Origin of the sequence: Sphingorhabdus pulchriflava (assembly GCF_003367235.1) — a bacterium.
Taxonomy (GTDB): domain Bacteria; phylum Pseudomonadota; class Alphaproteobacteria; order Sphingomonadales; family Sphingomonadaceae; genus Sphingorhabdus_B; species Sphingorhabdus_B pulchriflava.
Map to the genome: position 1 here is coordinate 684,977 of NZ_QRGP01000001.1, position 12,468 is coordinate 697,444.

Genomic DNA, 12,468 nt, shown 5'->3' on the forward strand with positions numbered 1-12,468 from the left:
ATTTTACTTCTGGTGGCTGGAAGTCGGGCATTTACTCTGTTAGAACTTCCCATGCTTAGTCTGTCCAATCGGGAAAGGGTTTAGAATGGCGCACTATTTTGAAATCAAACAAAACAAGGCTGGCGAATATGTCGCCTATTTCAAGTATAACAGTGAAACGATTTTCTGGACCGAGGGCTACAAAAGCAAAGCGTCGGCAAAAAATGCTATCGAGTCAGTTCAGAAAAATGGTCCAGGCGCCGAGACGCGCGAAGCTTAGTTTCGAAAATTGCTCAAGCGCTGGCTGCTTCGGCAGCGGCGCTTGCCAAACGATCAGCCCGTTCATTTTCGACATGGCCATTATGGCCCTTGACCCATTGCCAATCTATTTGATGCCGAGCACTGGCCTCAATTAATTCATGCCACAAATCCGCATTGCGAACGGGTTGCTTCGACGCGTTTTTCCAGCCGTTGCGCTGCCATCCGCCTACCCATTTGGTGATCCCGTCGCACACATATTTACTGTCGGTGTGGAGGGTGACGCGGCAAGGCTCGATCAATAAATTCAGCGCGCGAATTGCTGCCGTCATTTCCATCCGGTTGTTGGTGGTGTCGGGATCGCTACCCGATATTTCCTTTTCATGCGGGCCGTATCGCACAATTGCCCCCCAACCGCCGGGGCCGGGATTACCTTTGCACGCGCCATCTGTGAAAATCTCGACATGCTTCATGTCAACGGCCCAATATGATCACAGGAAAAGTCCCAGACCTTCAACACCACTATAATATTCCAGGCGCTTCAGGAAAGCCAAAGGGTCCTTTCGCGTTACCATTGCATCGGCGGGCGTATTGATCCAGTCGTAAAGCCGGGTCAGCAAGAAGCGCAACGAGGCACCACGCGCTAGCACTGGCAGGGCATGCCGTTCTTCCGCTAGCAGTTCACCACAGGATGCATAACCGTCCAACAGCGCTTTTCCGACTTCAGTGTTACAGCTCCCGCCATCGTTCGAAAAACTCCATGCCGCATGTGTTACGGCTAGATCATAGGCCCGCAATTCAGTGCACGCGAAGTAGAAGTCGATAAGTCCCCCAACGCGGTCCCCATTGAACAGGACATTATCGGGAAAAAGGTCGGTATGCGATGCAACTGCGGGAAGATCTGTGGGCCAATTGGCATCAAGCCAGTCCAGTTCCCGTTCAATCCGCGACGAAAGTCCGGGCTGGAATTGTTCGGTCGCGACAGCGTCACACTTGCCGAACAAGGATCGCCAGCTAGCCTGACCCAATGGGTTGGGCTTGATCTCGGTAAAGCTTTTCAATGCATTATGCATTTGGCCCAAAGCCATCCCAACTGCGGCAGCACGGGCTTCAGTCGGCTCGCTTACCGAAATACCTGGCAGGAATTCAATCAAACACGCCTTGCGACCGGCCACGTCCTGCAGCCATTGCCCTTTCCGGTCCTCAATAAATCGTGGAACCGGGCAACGCGCTTCGTGCAGATGGGCAAGCAGGCGATGGAAATAGGGCAAATCATCCGGATCGACCCGGTTTTCATAGAGGGTCAGGATGAAACGGGCTTGGGTTGTTTCGAGCAGGAAGTTGCTGTTCTCAACACCCTCTGCGATGCCTTTCAGCGAAACAAGACTGCCAACGTCATATAGCCGTAGCAAGGCTTGCGCTTTTTCGGCGCTGACTTGGGTATAGACTGCCATCAGGCCGAAACGGTTTCCGACAGACCGCGCGGTAGTTTGAACGTAATCGATTCTTCAGCGGTAACGACCTGCTGTTCGTTGACTGCAAAATTTTCCGAAATGCGGGCAATAAACTGCCTGACCAAAACTTCGGGCGCCGATGCGCCAGCGGTAATGCCGAGCGTTTCGACGCCGTTGAACCAGTCAAAATCGATGTCTTCAGCGCGCTGAACCAGATAGGATTTCGTGCCGCAGCGCTCGGCGACCTCGACCAGACGAAGCGAGTTGGAGCTGTTGGGGGCGCCGATGACCAGCACCAGCTGACATTTGTCGGCGATCGCCTTGACCGCAGCCTGGCGGTTCGATGTGGCATAGCAAATGTCTTCCCCCTTGGGCGCTACTATATTTGGAAAGCGTTGCTCAAGAGTCGAGACAATATCATGCGTATCATCGACCGACAGCGTGGTCTGCGTCAGATAGGCCAAGCGTTCCGTGTCGGCAGGTGCGACATTCTCTGCGTCGGCGACGGTTTCGATCAGGGTCATTGAGCCTTCGGGTACCTGACCGAATGTGCCGACAACTTCGGGATGGCCGCTATGCCCGATGAACAGGATGTGGCGACCCGTTTCCACCTGGCGTTCGGCCTGGCGATGAACTTTGGACACCAGCGGGCAGGTAGCATCCAGATAGTCCAGACCGCGATCTTGTGCATCGAGCGGAACCGATTTCGGAACACCATGGGCTGAAAATATGACATGTGCGCCGGATGGAACTTCGTTGAGTTCATCAACAAAAATCGCGCCCTTCGCACGCAGGCTGTCGACAACAAATTTATTGTGGACGATTTCGTGCCGCACATAAACTGGTGCGCCATGCTGTTCGAGTGCAAGTTCGACGATTTTAATCGCGCGATCAACGCCCGCGCAAAAGCCGCGAGGGGCTGCGAGCAATATTTGGAGGGGCGGGCGGGAATCCGTTTGTTCAGTCATGTGCAAGGTCATTTAGGTAATGTCGAAGCTAAGGCCAAGGCTTTTCCCTTGTTGCAGTTGGCAAGTCGGGCCGATAAAGACGCTGCGAATGGCAGTTCATGCCAATGCCTGATGAGGATTCAAGCCTGATGAAAGTGACTGTAATATCCGTTTCCCTGTTGGCGCTGGCTCTTGCCGGTTGTGCTGGGGATGGCGAGCTGGATGTATCGTCAGGCGTTGGAATTACCGCAACACGAACTGGCTGCCCCACGGTTGCGGTTGCAGAAGGCACAGGCGACATCACCTTGTTTAACCAGGCTGGCAATCAGACGTCAGACGCGGTCGATGTGGTGGCAACCATCACCAAGGTTCGTCCTTCGTGCAACAGCGGTGGAGAAAAAATATACTCGGTCGCTGATTTTGAAGTTCAGGCGCGTCGCGCAGTCGCTGGGCCTGCCCGCAGTGTTACCTTGCCTTATTTTTCCACTATCGTCCAAGGCGGAAGTGCTGTCGTTGCCAAACGTATTGGTCAGGTGACCCTGAATTTTGCTGATGGCCAGACGCGTGCTTCCGCTCCCGCCAAGGCAGCGAGCTATATCGACGCGACATCAGCTGCATTGCCGCCTGAGATCGTCGCGAAGCTGACCAAAAAGCGCAAAGCCGGCGACGTCGACGCCGCGCTTGACCCGCTTTCAGATCCGGAAGTGCGGGCGGCATTGCAGCGCGCCAGCTTTGAATTGCTGGTGGGCTTCCAACTGACCGAAGAGCAGCTCCGATATAATGTGACCCGATAGACGGGTGCCCATCCGGGGCGCCTGGCCCCCTTTTTCTTTTCCGTGGCATGGACTAGGGGGCAGCACATAGTGCCGCATCAGATCCATTCCGGGAAATTACAAAGTGACCCTATTCGTTCAATTCGCCGCCGCCATCGACGGAGCGCTCTCCACGCTTGAGCAAAATGGAGTGTTGCCAGTCGGCCTGGACCGCAGCAACGTAACCGTTGAACCGCCGCGCGACCCGTCGCATGGCGATCTGGCGACCAATGCGGCCATGGTTTTGGCCAAACCGGCCGGAACCAATCCGCGCGCTTTGGCTGAAGCGCTATCGACCGAATTGGCAAAAGTGGAAGGCGTGTCAGCCGTAGAGGTTGCAGGGCCCGGCTTCCTGAATTTGCGGCTCGATCCATCCATGTGGATTGATGAACTACGCGCTATTGCGACGAGCGGTGACGATTATGGCCGTTCTTCAATCGGTGCAGGCAAGATCGTCAATGTCGAATATGTTTCCGCCAACCCGACCGGACCAATGCACATGGGGCATTGCCGAGGCGCAGTCGTCGGCGACGCGCTGGCCAGTTTGCTGGAATTTGCCGGTCACAAAGTCATACGCGAATATTATGTGAACGATGCCGGCGGCCAGGTCGACGTTCTCGCCCGTTCGGTGCATCTGCGCTACCGGGAGGCGCTCGGCGAAGCCGTCGGTGAAGTTCCGGAGGGCCTGTATCCGGGCGACTATCTGGTACCGGTTGGTAAAAAGCTGGCAGCCGAACATGGCGATGCCTTTGTCGGCACGGATGAAAGCGCCTGGTTGGCGCTCTTCCGCGAGACAGCAGTTGCCATGATGATGGACATGATCCGTTCGGACCTTGCGTTGCTCGGTATCCATCACGACGTGTTTTCTTCCGAAGCCGCCGTGCAACGCGACAAGAAGCCGGAAGCAGCAGAAGCATTTTTGCGCGAAAAAGGGCTGGTTTATGACGGCCAGTTGGAACCACCTAAGGGTGAACCCGATCCGGATTGGGAACCGGTGACACTGCCGCTGTTCAAATCGACGCAATTTGGGGATGACCAGGATCGACCAATCAAGAAATCGGATGGCAGCTGGACTTATTTTGGTGCCGATATGGCCTATCACTTCCAGAAGTCCCAGATGGCCGACATGCTGATCGACATTTGGGGTGCCGACCATGCCGGAACTGTCAAGCGTATCAAAGCAGCTGTCGCGGCCTTGACCGAAGGCACCAAGCCTTTTGATGTCAAATTGGTCCAGATGGTCCGCTTGCTACGCGGCGGCGAGCCCGTCAAAATGTCAAAGCGGGCGGGCAATTTTGTAACGCTAGCCGATGTGGTGCGCGAAGTGGGCAAGGATGTGGTGCGTTTCACGATGCTGACGCGCAAAGCCGACGCGCAGATGGATTTCGACTTTGCCAAGGTGGTCGAGGCTTCAAAAGACAATCCGGTTTTCTATGTCCAATATGCCCATGCCCGGATTTGTTCGACGCTACGCAAGGCCGAGGCTGAAGAAGGGTTCGCACCTTCGGTTGAACATATAGCTCTGTTGGGAGCCGAAGAAATCGCACTCATCCGCGATGCGGCAAATTTCCCGCGCATTGTCGAAGCCGCAGCGAAAGCAGGGGAGCCGCATCGCATTGCCTTTTTCCTCGGTGATTTAGCTGCGGCATTTCATGCCTATTGGAATTTGGGTAATGACCAGCCGGACAAGCGCTTCATATTGGCACAATCGCCGGAATTGAGCGCGGCAAGGCTTTTCTTGGCTGCCAATATCGGGCAAGTTATCCGCAACGGGCTGCGTCTGATGGGGGTCGAAGCTGCCACCCAGATGTAAGCCGGACCAGGAAGGAATGGGTATGACCGACGACAACCGAGACGAGGACCTTGGCCTGGACGATCCGGATCGTTTGCCTTGGCTCGAAACTGCCGATGGTTATGAATATGAGGAAAGTGCGTCCCCGCTCAAGGTAGCCGGACTGGTGCTTGGCGGACTTGCCCTGCTCGCTGCGATAGTTGGCGGTATTTACTGGTTGCAACGCAGTCAATCTGACGGCGCGTCGGGCAATGGCGAACTGATCGCGGCGCAGGAAGGCGACTATAAAGTCGCGCCTGCGGATCGTGAGGGCAAAAGCTTCGAAGGCGAAGGCGACTCCGCTTTCGCCGCGAGTGAGGGCAAGAAGGTAGGCGCGACGATCGATCCCGCCAAGGCCAAAGCTGTAGAGGCTGCGCCTGCTTCTCCTGGCGCGGCACCTGCCAAAACCGGACCCGCCCCTGCGGGGTCAGGCTTTGTCCAATTGGGTGCGTTCAGTGATGCAGCTGCGGCCGATCAAGCATGGGCTGCGATGGGCAAGCGCTTTGGTTTTTTGTCAGGCCTCAATCGCCGCATCGCAGAGGGCGCTTCCGAAGGTGGACGTAAGGTTTATCGACTGCAAGCAGTCACCGCCAATCCAGCGGCTGCTCAGCAATTATGTGCCAAACTCAAGGCAGCTGGCGAGAATTGCATGGTGGTCAAGTAATCGCCGAAAGGCGGATCTGCCTTCAATGGGGGATGAAGGCATTTTCGGCCGTGGAGCGGGGCATCGCTCCACGGCCTATTTTTTTTGCGGTTTTGCACAGGATTCGCGGCCATTCGCAGGTACCGCGCTTGTCAGTAAAGCCAAGCTGACCTAGCTTGATAAATGAATTTTCGGAGTTCGGTCCAGTAATGAAACCTGTCATCTTCGGGCTGTCCGGCGAAGAACTGACCAGCGATGAACGCGCCTTGTTCGCTGAAGTTAATCCGGTCGGCTACACATTTTTTAGACGCAACATTCGCGATCGGGAGCAATTGCATGGGCTGACGGACTCATTGCGTACGCTCCACGGACGTGAGGATGTGCTGATTTTCATCGACCAGGAAGGTGGCCGGGTGATGCGGATGCAGCCGCCGACCTGGCCGGACTTTCCGCCTGGTTCGGCCTTTGACGCATTGTACGACATTTCAGCCATGACCGCGATCGAAGCGGCACGGGTAAACGCCGAAGCGCTGGGGTTGATGCTGAATCAAGTTGGCATAACAGTGAACTATTTGCCGGTGCTGGACGTTCGCGTACCCGATACGACGCCCGCCATTGGTGATCGATCTATGGGATCTGACGCGATGCGCGTTGCAGCGCTTGGCCGCGCCGTGCTCGATGGCCTGCACAAGGGTGGCGTGGCGGGCGTAATCAAGCATATGCCGGGGCATGGGCGCGCAGTGGTCGACAGCCATTTCGAGTTGCCCCACGTTCATGCGACACGAGAGGAGCTCGAACAGGACATTGCGCCGTTTCGTGCGCTCAATACAGCGACTATGGGGATGACGGCGCATCTGGTCTATGATGCCTGGGACGCGGAGCGCTGTGCGACAATGTCGCCGACCGTTATTCACGACATCATTCGAGGCGAAATCGGCTTTGACGGTTTGCTGATGAGCGACGATCTGGAGATGAAGGCTCTGAAAGGCGATGTACCTACCCATGCGGTCGATTGCATCGCGGCAGGCTGCGACGTCGCGCTCAATTGCTGGGGGCGGTTCGACGAGATGGTAGCGATTGTGGAAAGGCTGCCGGATATCTCGGATGAGGCTCGTCGACGGTTCGATGCGGCGACTGCGGCTTTGCCTACCGTCAAGTTCGACCAGCAGCGGCTCGACCATCTATTGGCCAAGCGGGACGAACTATTGGCCCTTGCTGCGCATCTGGCGGATGAAAAGGCCACCAAAGCTTCCACAGGTGCGTCATGGGCCTAGACGACGACCTGGAATTTGACGCTCCGGATGCGGTTCTGGCCGTTACCGACGACGGTGACGAGCGGCTAACCATCGAGATTGACGGATGGGAAGGTCCGCTCGATTTGCTGCTCACGCTCGCACGCACACAAAAGGTTGACCTCCGCCAGATTTCGATCCTTCAGTTGGTCGAACAATATCTCGGGTTTATTGAGAATGCCCGGGCGCTGAAGCTGGAGCTTGCTGCGGATTATCTGGTGATGGCGGCTTGGCTTGCCTACCTCAAATCGGCGTTGTTGCTGCCTAAGGATCCGGAAATCGATCCGTCGCCAGAAGAATTGGCGCTGCGCCTGCAGTTGCGCCTCGAGCGATTGAATGCGATGCGGGAGAGCGGGGCACGGTTGATGGCGCGTGACCGGATCGGGCGCGATATCTTTTTGCGCGGCGCACCAGAAGGGCTGCGCGTCGTTCGCACCACCGCTTGGGAAATCAATTATTTCGAGCTGATTGCCGCTTATGGCCAGATTCAGGCACGCAACGCTCCTGTCATGCACGTCGTCAAACGCCGTGCGGTCATGACATTGGAAGAGGCACTGGATCGGGTTTCGGCGATGCTGGGTCAGGCTCTCAACTGGACGCAGTTGGAGGCATTTTTGCCAATTGGGGCTGAGCCCGCGTTGCGCCGCTCGGCCCTGGCCTCCAGCTTTCTGGCAATGCTTGAATTGGCAAAGCAGGGTAGGGTGGAATTGCAGCAGGAAACGAGTTTCGCGCCTTTAATGGTGAAGGCGCGCCAAGTGGCAGGAGCATGATGATCGAGCATGATCCATCTGTCCGCGCTGTTGAAGCGACACTGTTCGCATCCGATGCGCCCATGACGGTCGAACAGATTCGCGCTTATGTCGGCGAAGAAGTTGATGTCCCGGATGCGCTTTCTAAGTTGGAAGAGCATTATCAGGGGCGCGGCATCGAACTCGTCAAGCGTGGAAAGACCTGGCATTTCCAGACTGCCGCCGATCTGGCACATCTGTTGCGCCGCGAACGTGAGGAGAGTAGAAAGCTTAGCCGCGCGGCGGTCGAGACGCTGGCAATCATTGCTTATCACGAACCCGTCAGCCGCGCGGAGATCGAGGCAATACGAGGCGTACAGATTTCCAAAGGCACGCTTGATGTATTGATGGAGGCAGGCTGGGTTCGCCCCGCTGGACGTCGTGAAGTGCCGGGGCGGCCGCTCATCTACGCGACGACGCAAGAATTTTTGGCGCATTTCGGACTGACAAGCCGTCGCGATTTGCCGGGTCTTGCAGATCTCAAAGCGGCCGGCTTGCTGGATCCGGTCGACCTTGCATTGGAAGGGCTGCAAGGCCTTTCGGCGGTTGAAAGTGGTGATTTGCCAGAAGATGGCGACGTCGAACTGGAAATTGGTGACGAAAGCGCCTAAATCACTTCTATAACATCGCTGCCGCTCGTGCAGCCAGCCGGGGCTGTCCCCCGCGTGAGGAGTTTGGTCATGGGTAGTTTCAGCATCTGGCATTGGCTCGTCGTCGGCATCATCATCCTGCTGTTGTTCGGCAAGGGTCGTTTTTCCGACATGATGGGCGATGTTGCCAAGGGTATCAAAAGCTTCAAAAAAGGCATGGCGGAGGATGATGAAGCCAAGCCTGCACCGCGTATCGACGCTGCACCGGGAACCGTGGCCGATGCTGAAAAGCAGGCGGAAAAGATCAACTGATCTTTCGGTTTCAGGCTGAACCCGAATGTTTGACATCGCATCAGGCGAATTGCTGTTGGTTGCGCTGGTTGCCTTATTGGTGATCGGACCCAAGGATTTGCCACGCGTGCTGCGTTACGTCGGACAATGGGTTGGCAAGGCGCGTCGGATGGCTTCGCATTTCCGCAGTGGCATCGACGAGATGGTCCGCCAGTCAGAGCTTGAAGAGCTTGAAAAGAAATGGGCAGAGGACAATGCTCGCATCATGCGCGAGCATCCTCCGGTGCGTGAATACGACTCGCTTCCTCCGCCTGATGCAGCCTCCAAGCCGACCGATCCAATCGATCCCAAAGCAGAGCCGCTGCCATGAAGGATATTGACGAAAGCAAGATGCCTTTGCTCGACCATCTGGTCGAACTGCGCAACCGCTTGCTCTGGTGCGTGCTGGCGCTCGCGATATCCTTTGGTGTTTGCTTCTATTTTGCCGAACTCATTTATGGCTGGCTGGTCCAGCCGCTCAAAAATGTCGGGCAGGATAAGCTGATTTACACCGACATTTTCGAAGCCTTCTTCGTGCAAGTGAAGGTTGGACTGTTTGCTGCTATGATGGTCAGCTTTCCGGTGCTGGCAACGCAGATCTGGCGATTTGTTGCCCCTGGGCTCTATAAAAACGAGAAAAAGGCGTTTCTGCCATTCCTGATGATGACGCCGATCCTGTTCGGGCTGGGCGCCAGCCTCGCCTATTTCGGTGCGATGCCGGTGGCGCTCAAATTTCTGCTTGGATTTGAGGGTGATGTCGGCGGTGTGACGCAGGAGGCGCTGCCTGGCGTCGGCAATTATCTGAGCTTTGCTACCACCTTCATCTTTGGTTTTGGCGTCGCATTCCAGTTACCGGTTTTGCTCATGCTGCTCGAAAGGGCCGGCATTGTGACGCGCGACCAGCTTAAGGCTGGTCGGCGCTATGCGATTGTCGGTGCGTTTGCGATTGCGGCCGTTTTGACGCCGCCCGACGTCGTGTCGCAACTGCTGTTGGCGGTACCGCTATGCTTGCTCTACGAACTGGCGCTGGTTGCAATCTGGTTCACCCAGCGCCGTCGTGAAAAGGCTATCGAGACTGAAAGTCCAGCGACCGAAGAGCCTGAAACGGTCTAAATCGCCCGGTCGCCAGCTTCTCCCACCGACTCAATATCTTCACCAAGGCCCTTGACCGTGTTGCAGGCAGACAACAGCAATGTTGCTGCAATCAACGATGTAGCAATCAGTTTCCGCATAGATATTTCCTCAAAAGTGACGTTCAGCTACCTTTGGGAAGTGTAAGCTGAACGTCCGATGAGTCAAACCGCAATCAGAAGCTAAAGCGAGCCGTAAGTCGGAAATCCCGACCGGAAAGTGACACATAATCCTTGGTGAACGAAGCAGCGCGCCGCGCGGTCACGTCGAACAGGTTGTTTGCGGACGCGATCAGCGAAATATTGCGGTTGCGCCCAAATGGCCGCCAGCTTGCAGAGGCATTGACCATCGTGAAGCCGCTGGTTTCGGTTTCGAACGCAGCGTTACGTCGTTGGTCGTCGGACCATTCAACTTCACCGCGCAAATCAACGCTACCGCTTTGTAATTCCAACCCACCTAACAAGCGGAGCGGCGGGATACGGGGTACCGGTCCACCGCCATTCGAAATCGACGCGCGGGTATAGTCGGCGACGCCATCAAGCACGACATCGAATCCACCGACATGGCCCAGCCTTGCCGAAACATCGGCCTCAAAGCCCCAGAAACGAGCGTCACTCTGGAAATATTGGAAGACGGGAAGGTCGTCTTCCTCGGCTCCGGTCGCGTCTTCATAAATGAAGCCATCGAACCAGTTGGAATAGACGGTCAGCGTGGCGTCGACATTAGTGCTGTCATACCGCGCATAGATCTCGGCATTCCACGCTTTTTCACTGCGCAAGGAAGGGGCGCCAATCTCATAAGCCTGCGTCGCGATATGCGGGCCATCGGAGAACAGCTCTTCGACCGAAGGGGCGCGGCCAGTGCGCGAGGCGTTGATGCCGATCTTGAGGTCGCCGATCAGATAGGCTGCGCCCAATGCCGCTGAAACATTGTTGAAGCTGCGATCGATGCCGAGCGTCTGTGCTTCCTGACTGACCCGGTCATAACGCAGCGCGGCTTCAAGATGCACGCCGCCCAGATCAAATTCCTGGAGTGTAAACACGCCCAATTGGCGGGTGCGATTGGGTGGGACAAAGGCCTCTGCACCAATCGCCTCAAAATCGCGTGACATATATTGGATGCCGCTTGCGCCGCGCCAGCCATTGCGATTGGCCTGCACCGCTTCGGCACGGCCTTCAAAGCCCTGGCTTTTGAAGACGGTTCCGATTTCGTCGCCTTCGAATTCGGTATGCTGATAATCGGCAAAGCCTGCGCGGAAGGTGAGTTTTTCGAGGAAACCGCTACCGGTTTCAACTTCGCCGCGCAGGTCGGCGCGATATTGGCGCAGGCCGATTGTGACGGCTTCCTCGCCGCCTTCGGCCATCGCAACCTTTTCGCCAGTGCTGACCGCTTCTTCATGGTGGCCAACGCCCGGGCGACCCGGGATTCCATATTTGGTATCGTAGATGCTGAACGAAACGCCCAGATTACCGCCATCGTCAATGAAGGCGGTGCCAAGTCCTGCGGTCCAGGTTTCAACTGCGCTATTGGGCACCCGGCCCCGGTTTTCGGCCGCTTCGCGCAATTCATCTGCTTCGTCGAGATTGCCTTCGCCTTCTTCCTCGTCTGCCAGGTCAAGGATTTCATCGCGTAGGACCGGCGATAATTGGTAACCGCCAATGCGCAAATCGTCGCTCTTGCGATAGCTGCCGTCGGCGTGGATCACGAAACGGCTGGCCAAAGGCACATCGATCGACGCACCGCCTGACCATTCATCCGTTGCGCTGCCATAGCCTGCCAGCGCATCGATGTGGACGGCCTCTGTCGGCACGGCACGCGGGATGCGCTTGTCAATGGCGTTGACCGCGCCGCCTACAGCCTGTCCGCCGAACAACAACACGGCCGGGCCGCGTAGCACTTCGATCCGCTCAGTGGTGAGCGATTCAATAGTGACGGCATGGTCGGCAGAGGTATTCGAGGCATCGATATTGCCGATGCCATCGGTGAGGACCGCCACGCGATTGCCCTGAAAGCCGCGCAATACGGGGCGTGACGAGCCGGGTGTAAAGCTGGTGGCCGAAACCCCGGGCAGCGAGAGCAGGGTATCGCCGATCTGACCACGCGATTGCTGCGCCAAATCTTCGCCCGACAGGGCAGAAGTGCCTGCCAGCAGATCTAGCCGTTCGAAATATGGGGCAGTGACAACGATTTCGCCGGTGCGGTGAAAATCATCGTCATTGGCATCTGTATCTGATTGTTCTTGGGCGAAAGAAGGTGAGGCAAGCAGTGCGCATGCAAGTATCGAAGCAGCCGCGCTTTGGCGGAGAAGCGTTTTCATATTATTCCCTATGGCCTTGTTTTGGCGTCTGTTAGATGAAATGATATAGTATAACAATACCCGATCGAACGGTTTCGGCAAATGGCGTTTGAGCTG

At 56.4% G+C, this 12,468-nt stretch carries 14 protein-coding genes and 1 pseudogene; 10 read left to right on the forward strand and 5 right to left on the reverse strand.

Annotated elements, in window-relative coordinates; translation table 11 throughout:
* Window positions 1–85 precede the first annotated feature (85 nt).
* Window positions 86–259, forward strand: coding sequence for a YegP family protein (locus tag DXH95_RS03520; RefSeq protein WP_115548056.1), 174 nt, complete (start codon window positions 86–88; stop codon window positions 257–259).
* Between the two features lie 13 nt (window positions 260–272).
* On the opposite strand, the gene rnhA is transcribed toward DXH95_RS03520, so the two are convergent.
* Genes rnhA through ispH form a run of 3 tightly spaced genes read right to left on the reverse strand, consistent with a single transcriptional unit; the run spans window position 273 to window position 2,659 of the window.
* Window positions 273–710, reverse strand: a complete 438-nt coding sequence (rnhA, locus tag DXH95_RS03525; RefSeq protein WP_115548057.1) for a ribonuclease HI — start codon at window positions 708–710, stop codon at window positions 273–275.
* Between the two features lie 18 nt (window positions 711–728).
* Window positions 729–1,691 carry a homoserine kinase gene (thrB, locus tag DXH95_RS03530; RefSeq protein ID WP_115548058.1) on the reverse strand — a complete coding sequence of 321 codons (963 nt, stop codon included), beginning with the start codon at window positions 1,689–1,691 and terminating at the stop codon, window positions 729–731.
* Window positions 1,691–2,659, reverse strand: coding sequence for a 4-hydroxy-3-methylbut-2-enyl diphosphate reductase (gene ispH / locus DXH95_RS03535; protein ID WP_115549375.1), 969 nt, complete (start codon window positions 2,657–2,659; stop codon window positions 1,691–1,693). The genes thrB and ispH overlap by 1 nt, the downstream gene beginning before the upstream one ends.
* 128 nt (window positions 2,660–2,787) lie before the next feature.
* On the opposite strand from ispH, the gene DXH95_RS03540 reads away from it, so the two are divergent.
* From DXH95_RS03540 to tatC, 9 genes and pseudogenes are all read left to right on the forward strand, one after another.
* Complete coding sequence (locus DXH95_RS03540) at window positions 2,788–3,432, forward strand: hypothetical protein (protein ID WP_115549376.1); 645 nt, start codon at window positions 2,788–2,790, stop codon at window positions 3,430–3,432.
* A 103-nt stretch (window positions 3,433–3,535) separates the two neighbouring features.
* Window positions 3,536–5,263 (forward strand): arginine--tRNA ligase, encoded by a 1,728-nt coding sequence (gene argS, locus DXH95_RS03545; protein WP_115548059.1) that lies wholly within the window; start codon window positions 3,536–3,538, stop codon window positions 5,261–5,263.
* Window positions 5,264–5,285: 22 nt separating this feature from the next.
* Complete coding sequence (locus DXH95_RS03550; protein ID WP_115548060.1) at window positions 5,286–5,945, forward strand: SPOR domain-containing protein; 660 nt, start codon at window positions 5,286–5,288, stop codon at window positions 5,943–5,945.
* 188 nt (window positions 5,946–6,133) lie between these two features.
* Entirely contained in the window at window positions 6,134–7,198 is a 1,065-nt protein-coding gene (gene nagZ / locus DXH95_RS03555) for a beta-N-acetylhexosaminidase (RefSeq protein ID WP_115548061.1), read from the forward strand.
* Complete coding sequence (locus DXH95_RS03560) at window positions 7,189–7,986, forward strand: segregation and condensation protein A (RefSeq protein ID WP_115548062.1); 798 nt, start codon at window positions 7,189–7,191, stop codon at window positions 7,984–7,986. The genes nagZ and DXH95_RS03560 overlap by 10 nt, the downstream gene beginning before the upstream one ends.
* Entirely contained in the window at window positions 7,983–8,615 is a 633-nt protein-coding gene (gene scpB, locus DXH95_RS03565) for an SMC-Scp complex subunit ScpB (RefSeq protein WP_115548063.1), read from the forward strand. The genes DXH95_RS03560 and scpB overlap by 4 nt, the downstream gene beginning before the upstream one ends.
* A gap of 69 nt (window positions 8,616–8,684) precedes the next feature.
* The gene (locus tag DXH95_RS03570; RefSeq protein WP_115548064.1) at window positions 8,685–8,906 is read left to right on the forward strand and encodes a twin-arginine translocase TatA/TatE family subunit; all 222 of its coding nucleotides are present in this window, start codon (window positions 8,685–8,687) and stop codon (window positions 8,904–8,906) included.
* A 25-nt stretch (window positions 8,907–8,931) separates the two neighbouring features.
* Window positions 8,932–9,162 (forward strand): annotated as a pseudogene (gene tatB, locus DXH95_RS03575) (Sec-independent protein translocase protein TatB); the annotation flags it as partial.
* Window positions 9,163–9,251: 89 nt separating this feature from the next.
* On the forward strand, window positions 9,252–10,037 hold the full coding sequence (gene tatC / locus DXH95_RS03580) for a twin-arginine translocase subunit TatC (protein WP_115548066.1): 786 nt from the start codon (window positions 9,252–9,254) through the stop codon (window positions 10,035–10,037).
* Here tatC and DXH95_RS03585 read toward each other — a convergent pair.
* Window positions 10,034–10,156 carry an entericidin A/B family lipoprotein gene (locus DXH95_RS03585; RefSeq protein WP_115548067.1) on the reverse strand — a complete coding sequence of 41 codons (123 nt, stop codon included), beginning with the start codon at window positions 10,154–10,156 and terminating at the stop codon, window positions 10,034–10,036. The two genes, tatC and DXH95_RS03585, sit on opposite strands and share 4 nt — an antisense overlap.
* Before the next feature lie 74 nt (window positions 10,157–10,230).
* Window positions 10,231–12,372: a TonB-dependent receptor gene (locus DXH95_RS03590; RefSeq protein ID WP_115548068.1), complete on the reverse strand. Its 2,142-nt coding sequence runs from the start codon at window positions 12,370–12,372 to the stop codon at window positions 10,231–10,233.
* Window positions 12,373–12,468: the final 96 nt, after the last annotated feature.

Bases quoted from the DNA above. Each gene is read 5' to 3' on its own strand.
- DXH95_RS03520 (WP_115548056.1), top strand. From the start codon at position 86: ATGGCGCACTATTTTGAAATCAAACAAAACAAGGCTGGCGAATATGTC.
- rnhA (WP_115548057.1), bottom strand. From the start codon at position 710: ATGAAGCATGTCGAGATTTTCACAGATGGCGCGTGCAAAGGTAATCCC.
- thrB (WP_115548058.1), bottom strand. From the start codon at position 1,691: ATGGCAGTCTATACCCAAGTCAGCGCCGAAAAAGCGCAAGCCTTGCTA.
- ispH (WP_115549375.1), bottom strand. From the start codon at position 2,659: ATGACTGAACAAACGGATTCCCGCCCGCCCCTCCAAATATTGCTCGCA.
- DXH95_RS03540 (WP_115549376.1), top strand. From the start codon at position 2,788: ATGAAAGTGACTGTAATATCCGTTTCCCTGTTGGCGCTGGCTCTTGCC.
- DXH95_RS03550 (WP_115548060.1), top strand. From the start codon at position 5,286: ATGACCGACGACAACCGAGACGAGGACCTTGGCCTGGACGATCCGGAT.
- nagZ (WP_115548061.1), top strand. From the start codon at position 6,134: ATGAAACCTGTCATCTTCGGGCTGTCCGGCGAAGAACTGACCAGCGAT.
- DXH95_RS03560 (WP_115548062.1), top strand. From the start codon at position 7,189: ATGGGCCTAGACGACGACCTGGAATTTGACGCTCCGGATGCGGTTCTG.
- scpB (WP_115548063.1), top strand. From the start codon at position 7,983: ATGATGATCGAGCATGATCCATCTGTCCGCGCTGTTGAAGCGACACTG.
- DXH95_RS03570 (WP_115548064.1), top strand. From the start codon at position 8,685: ATGGGTAGTTTCAGCATCTGGCATTGGCTCGTCGTCGGCATCATCATC.
- tatC (WP_115548066.1), top strand. From the start codon at position 9,252: ATGAAGGATATTGACGAAAGCAAGATGCCTTTGCTCGACCATCTGGTC.
- DXH95_RS03585 (WP_115548067.1), bottom strand. From the start codon at position 10,156: ATGCGGAAACTGATTGCTACATCGTTGATTGCAGCAACATTGCTGTTG.
- DXH95_RS03590 (WP_115548068.1), bottom strand. From the start codon at position 12,372: ATGAAAACGCTTCTCCGCCAAAGCGCGGCTGCTTCGATACTTGCATGC.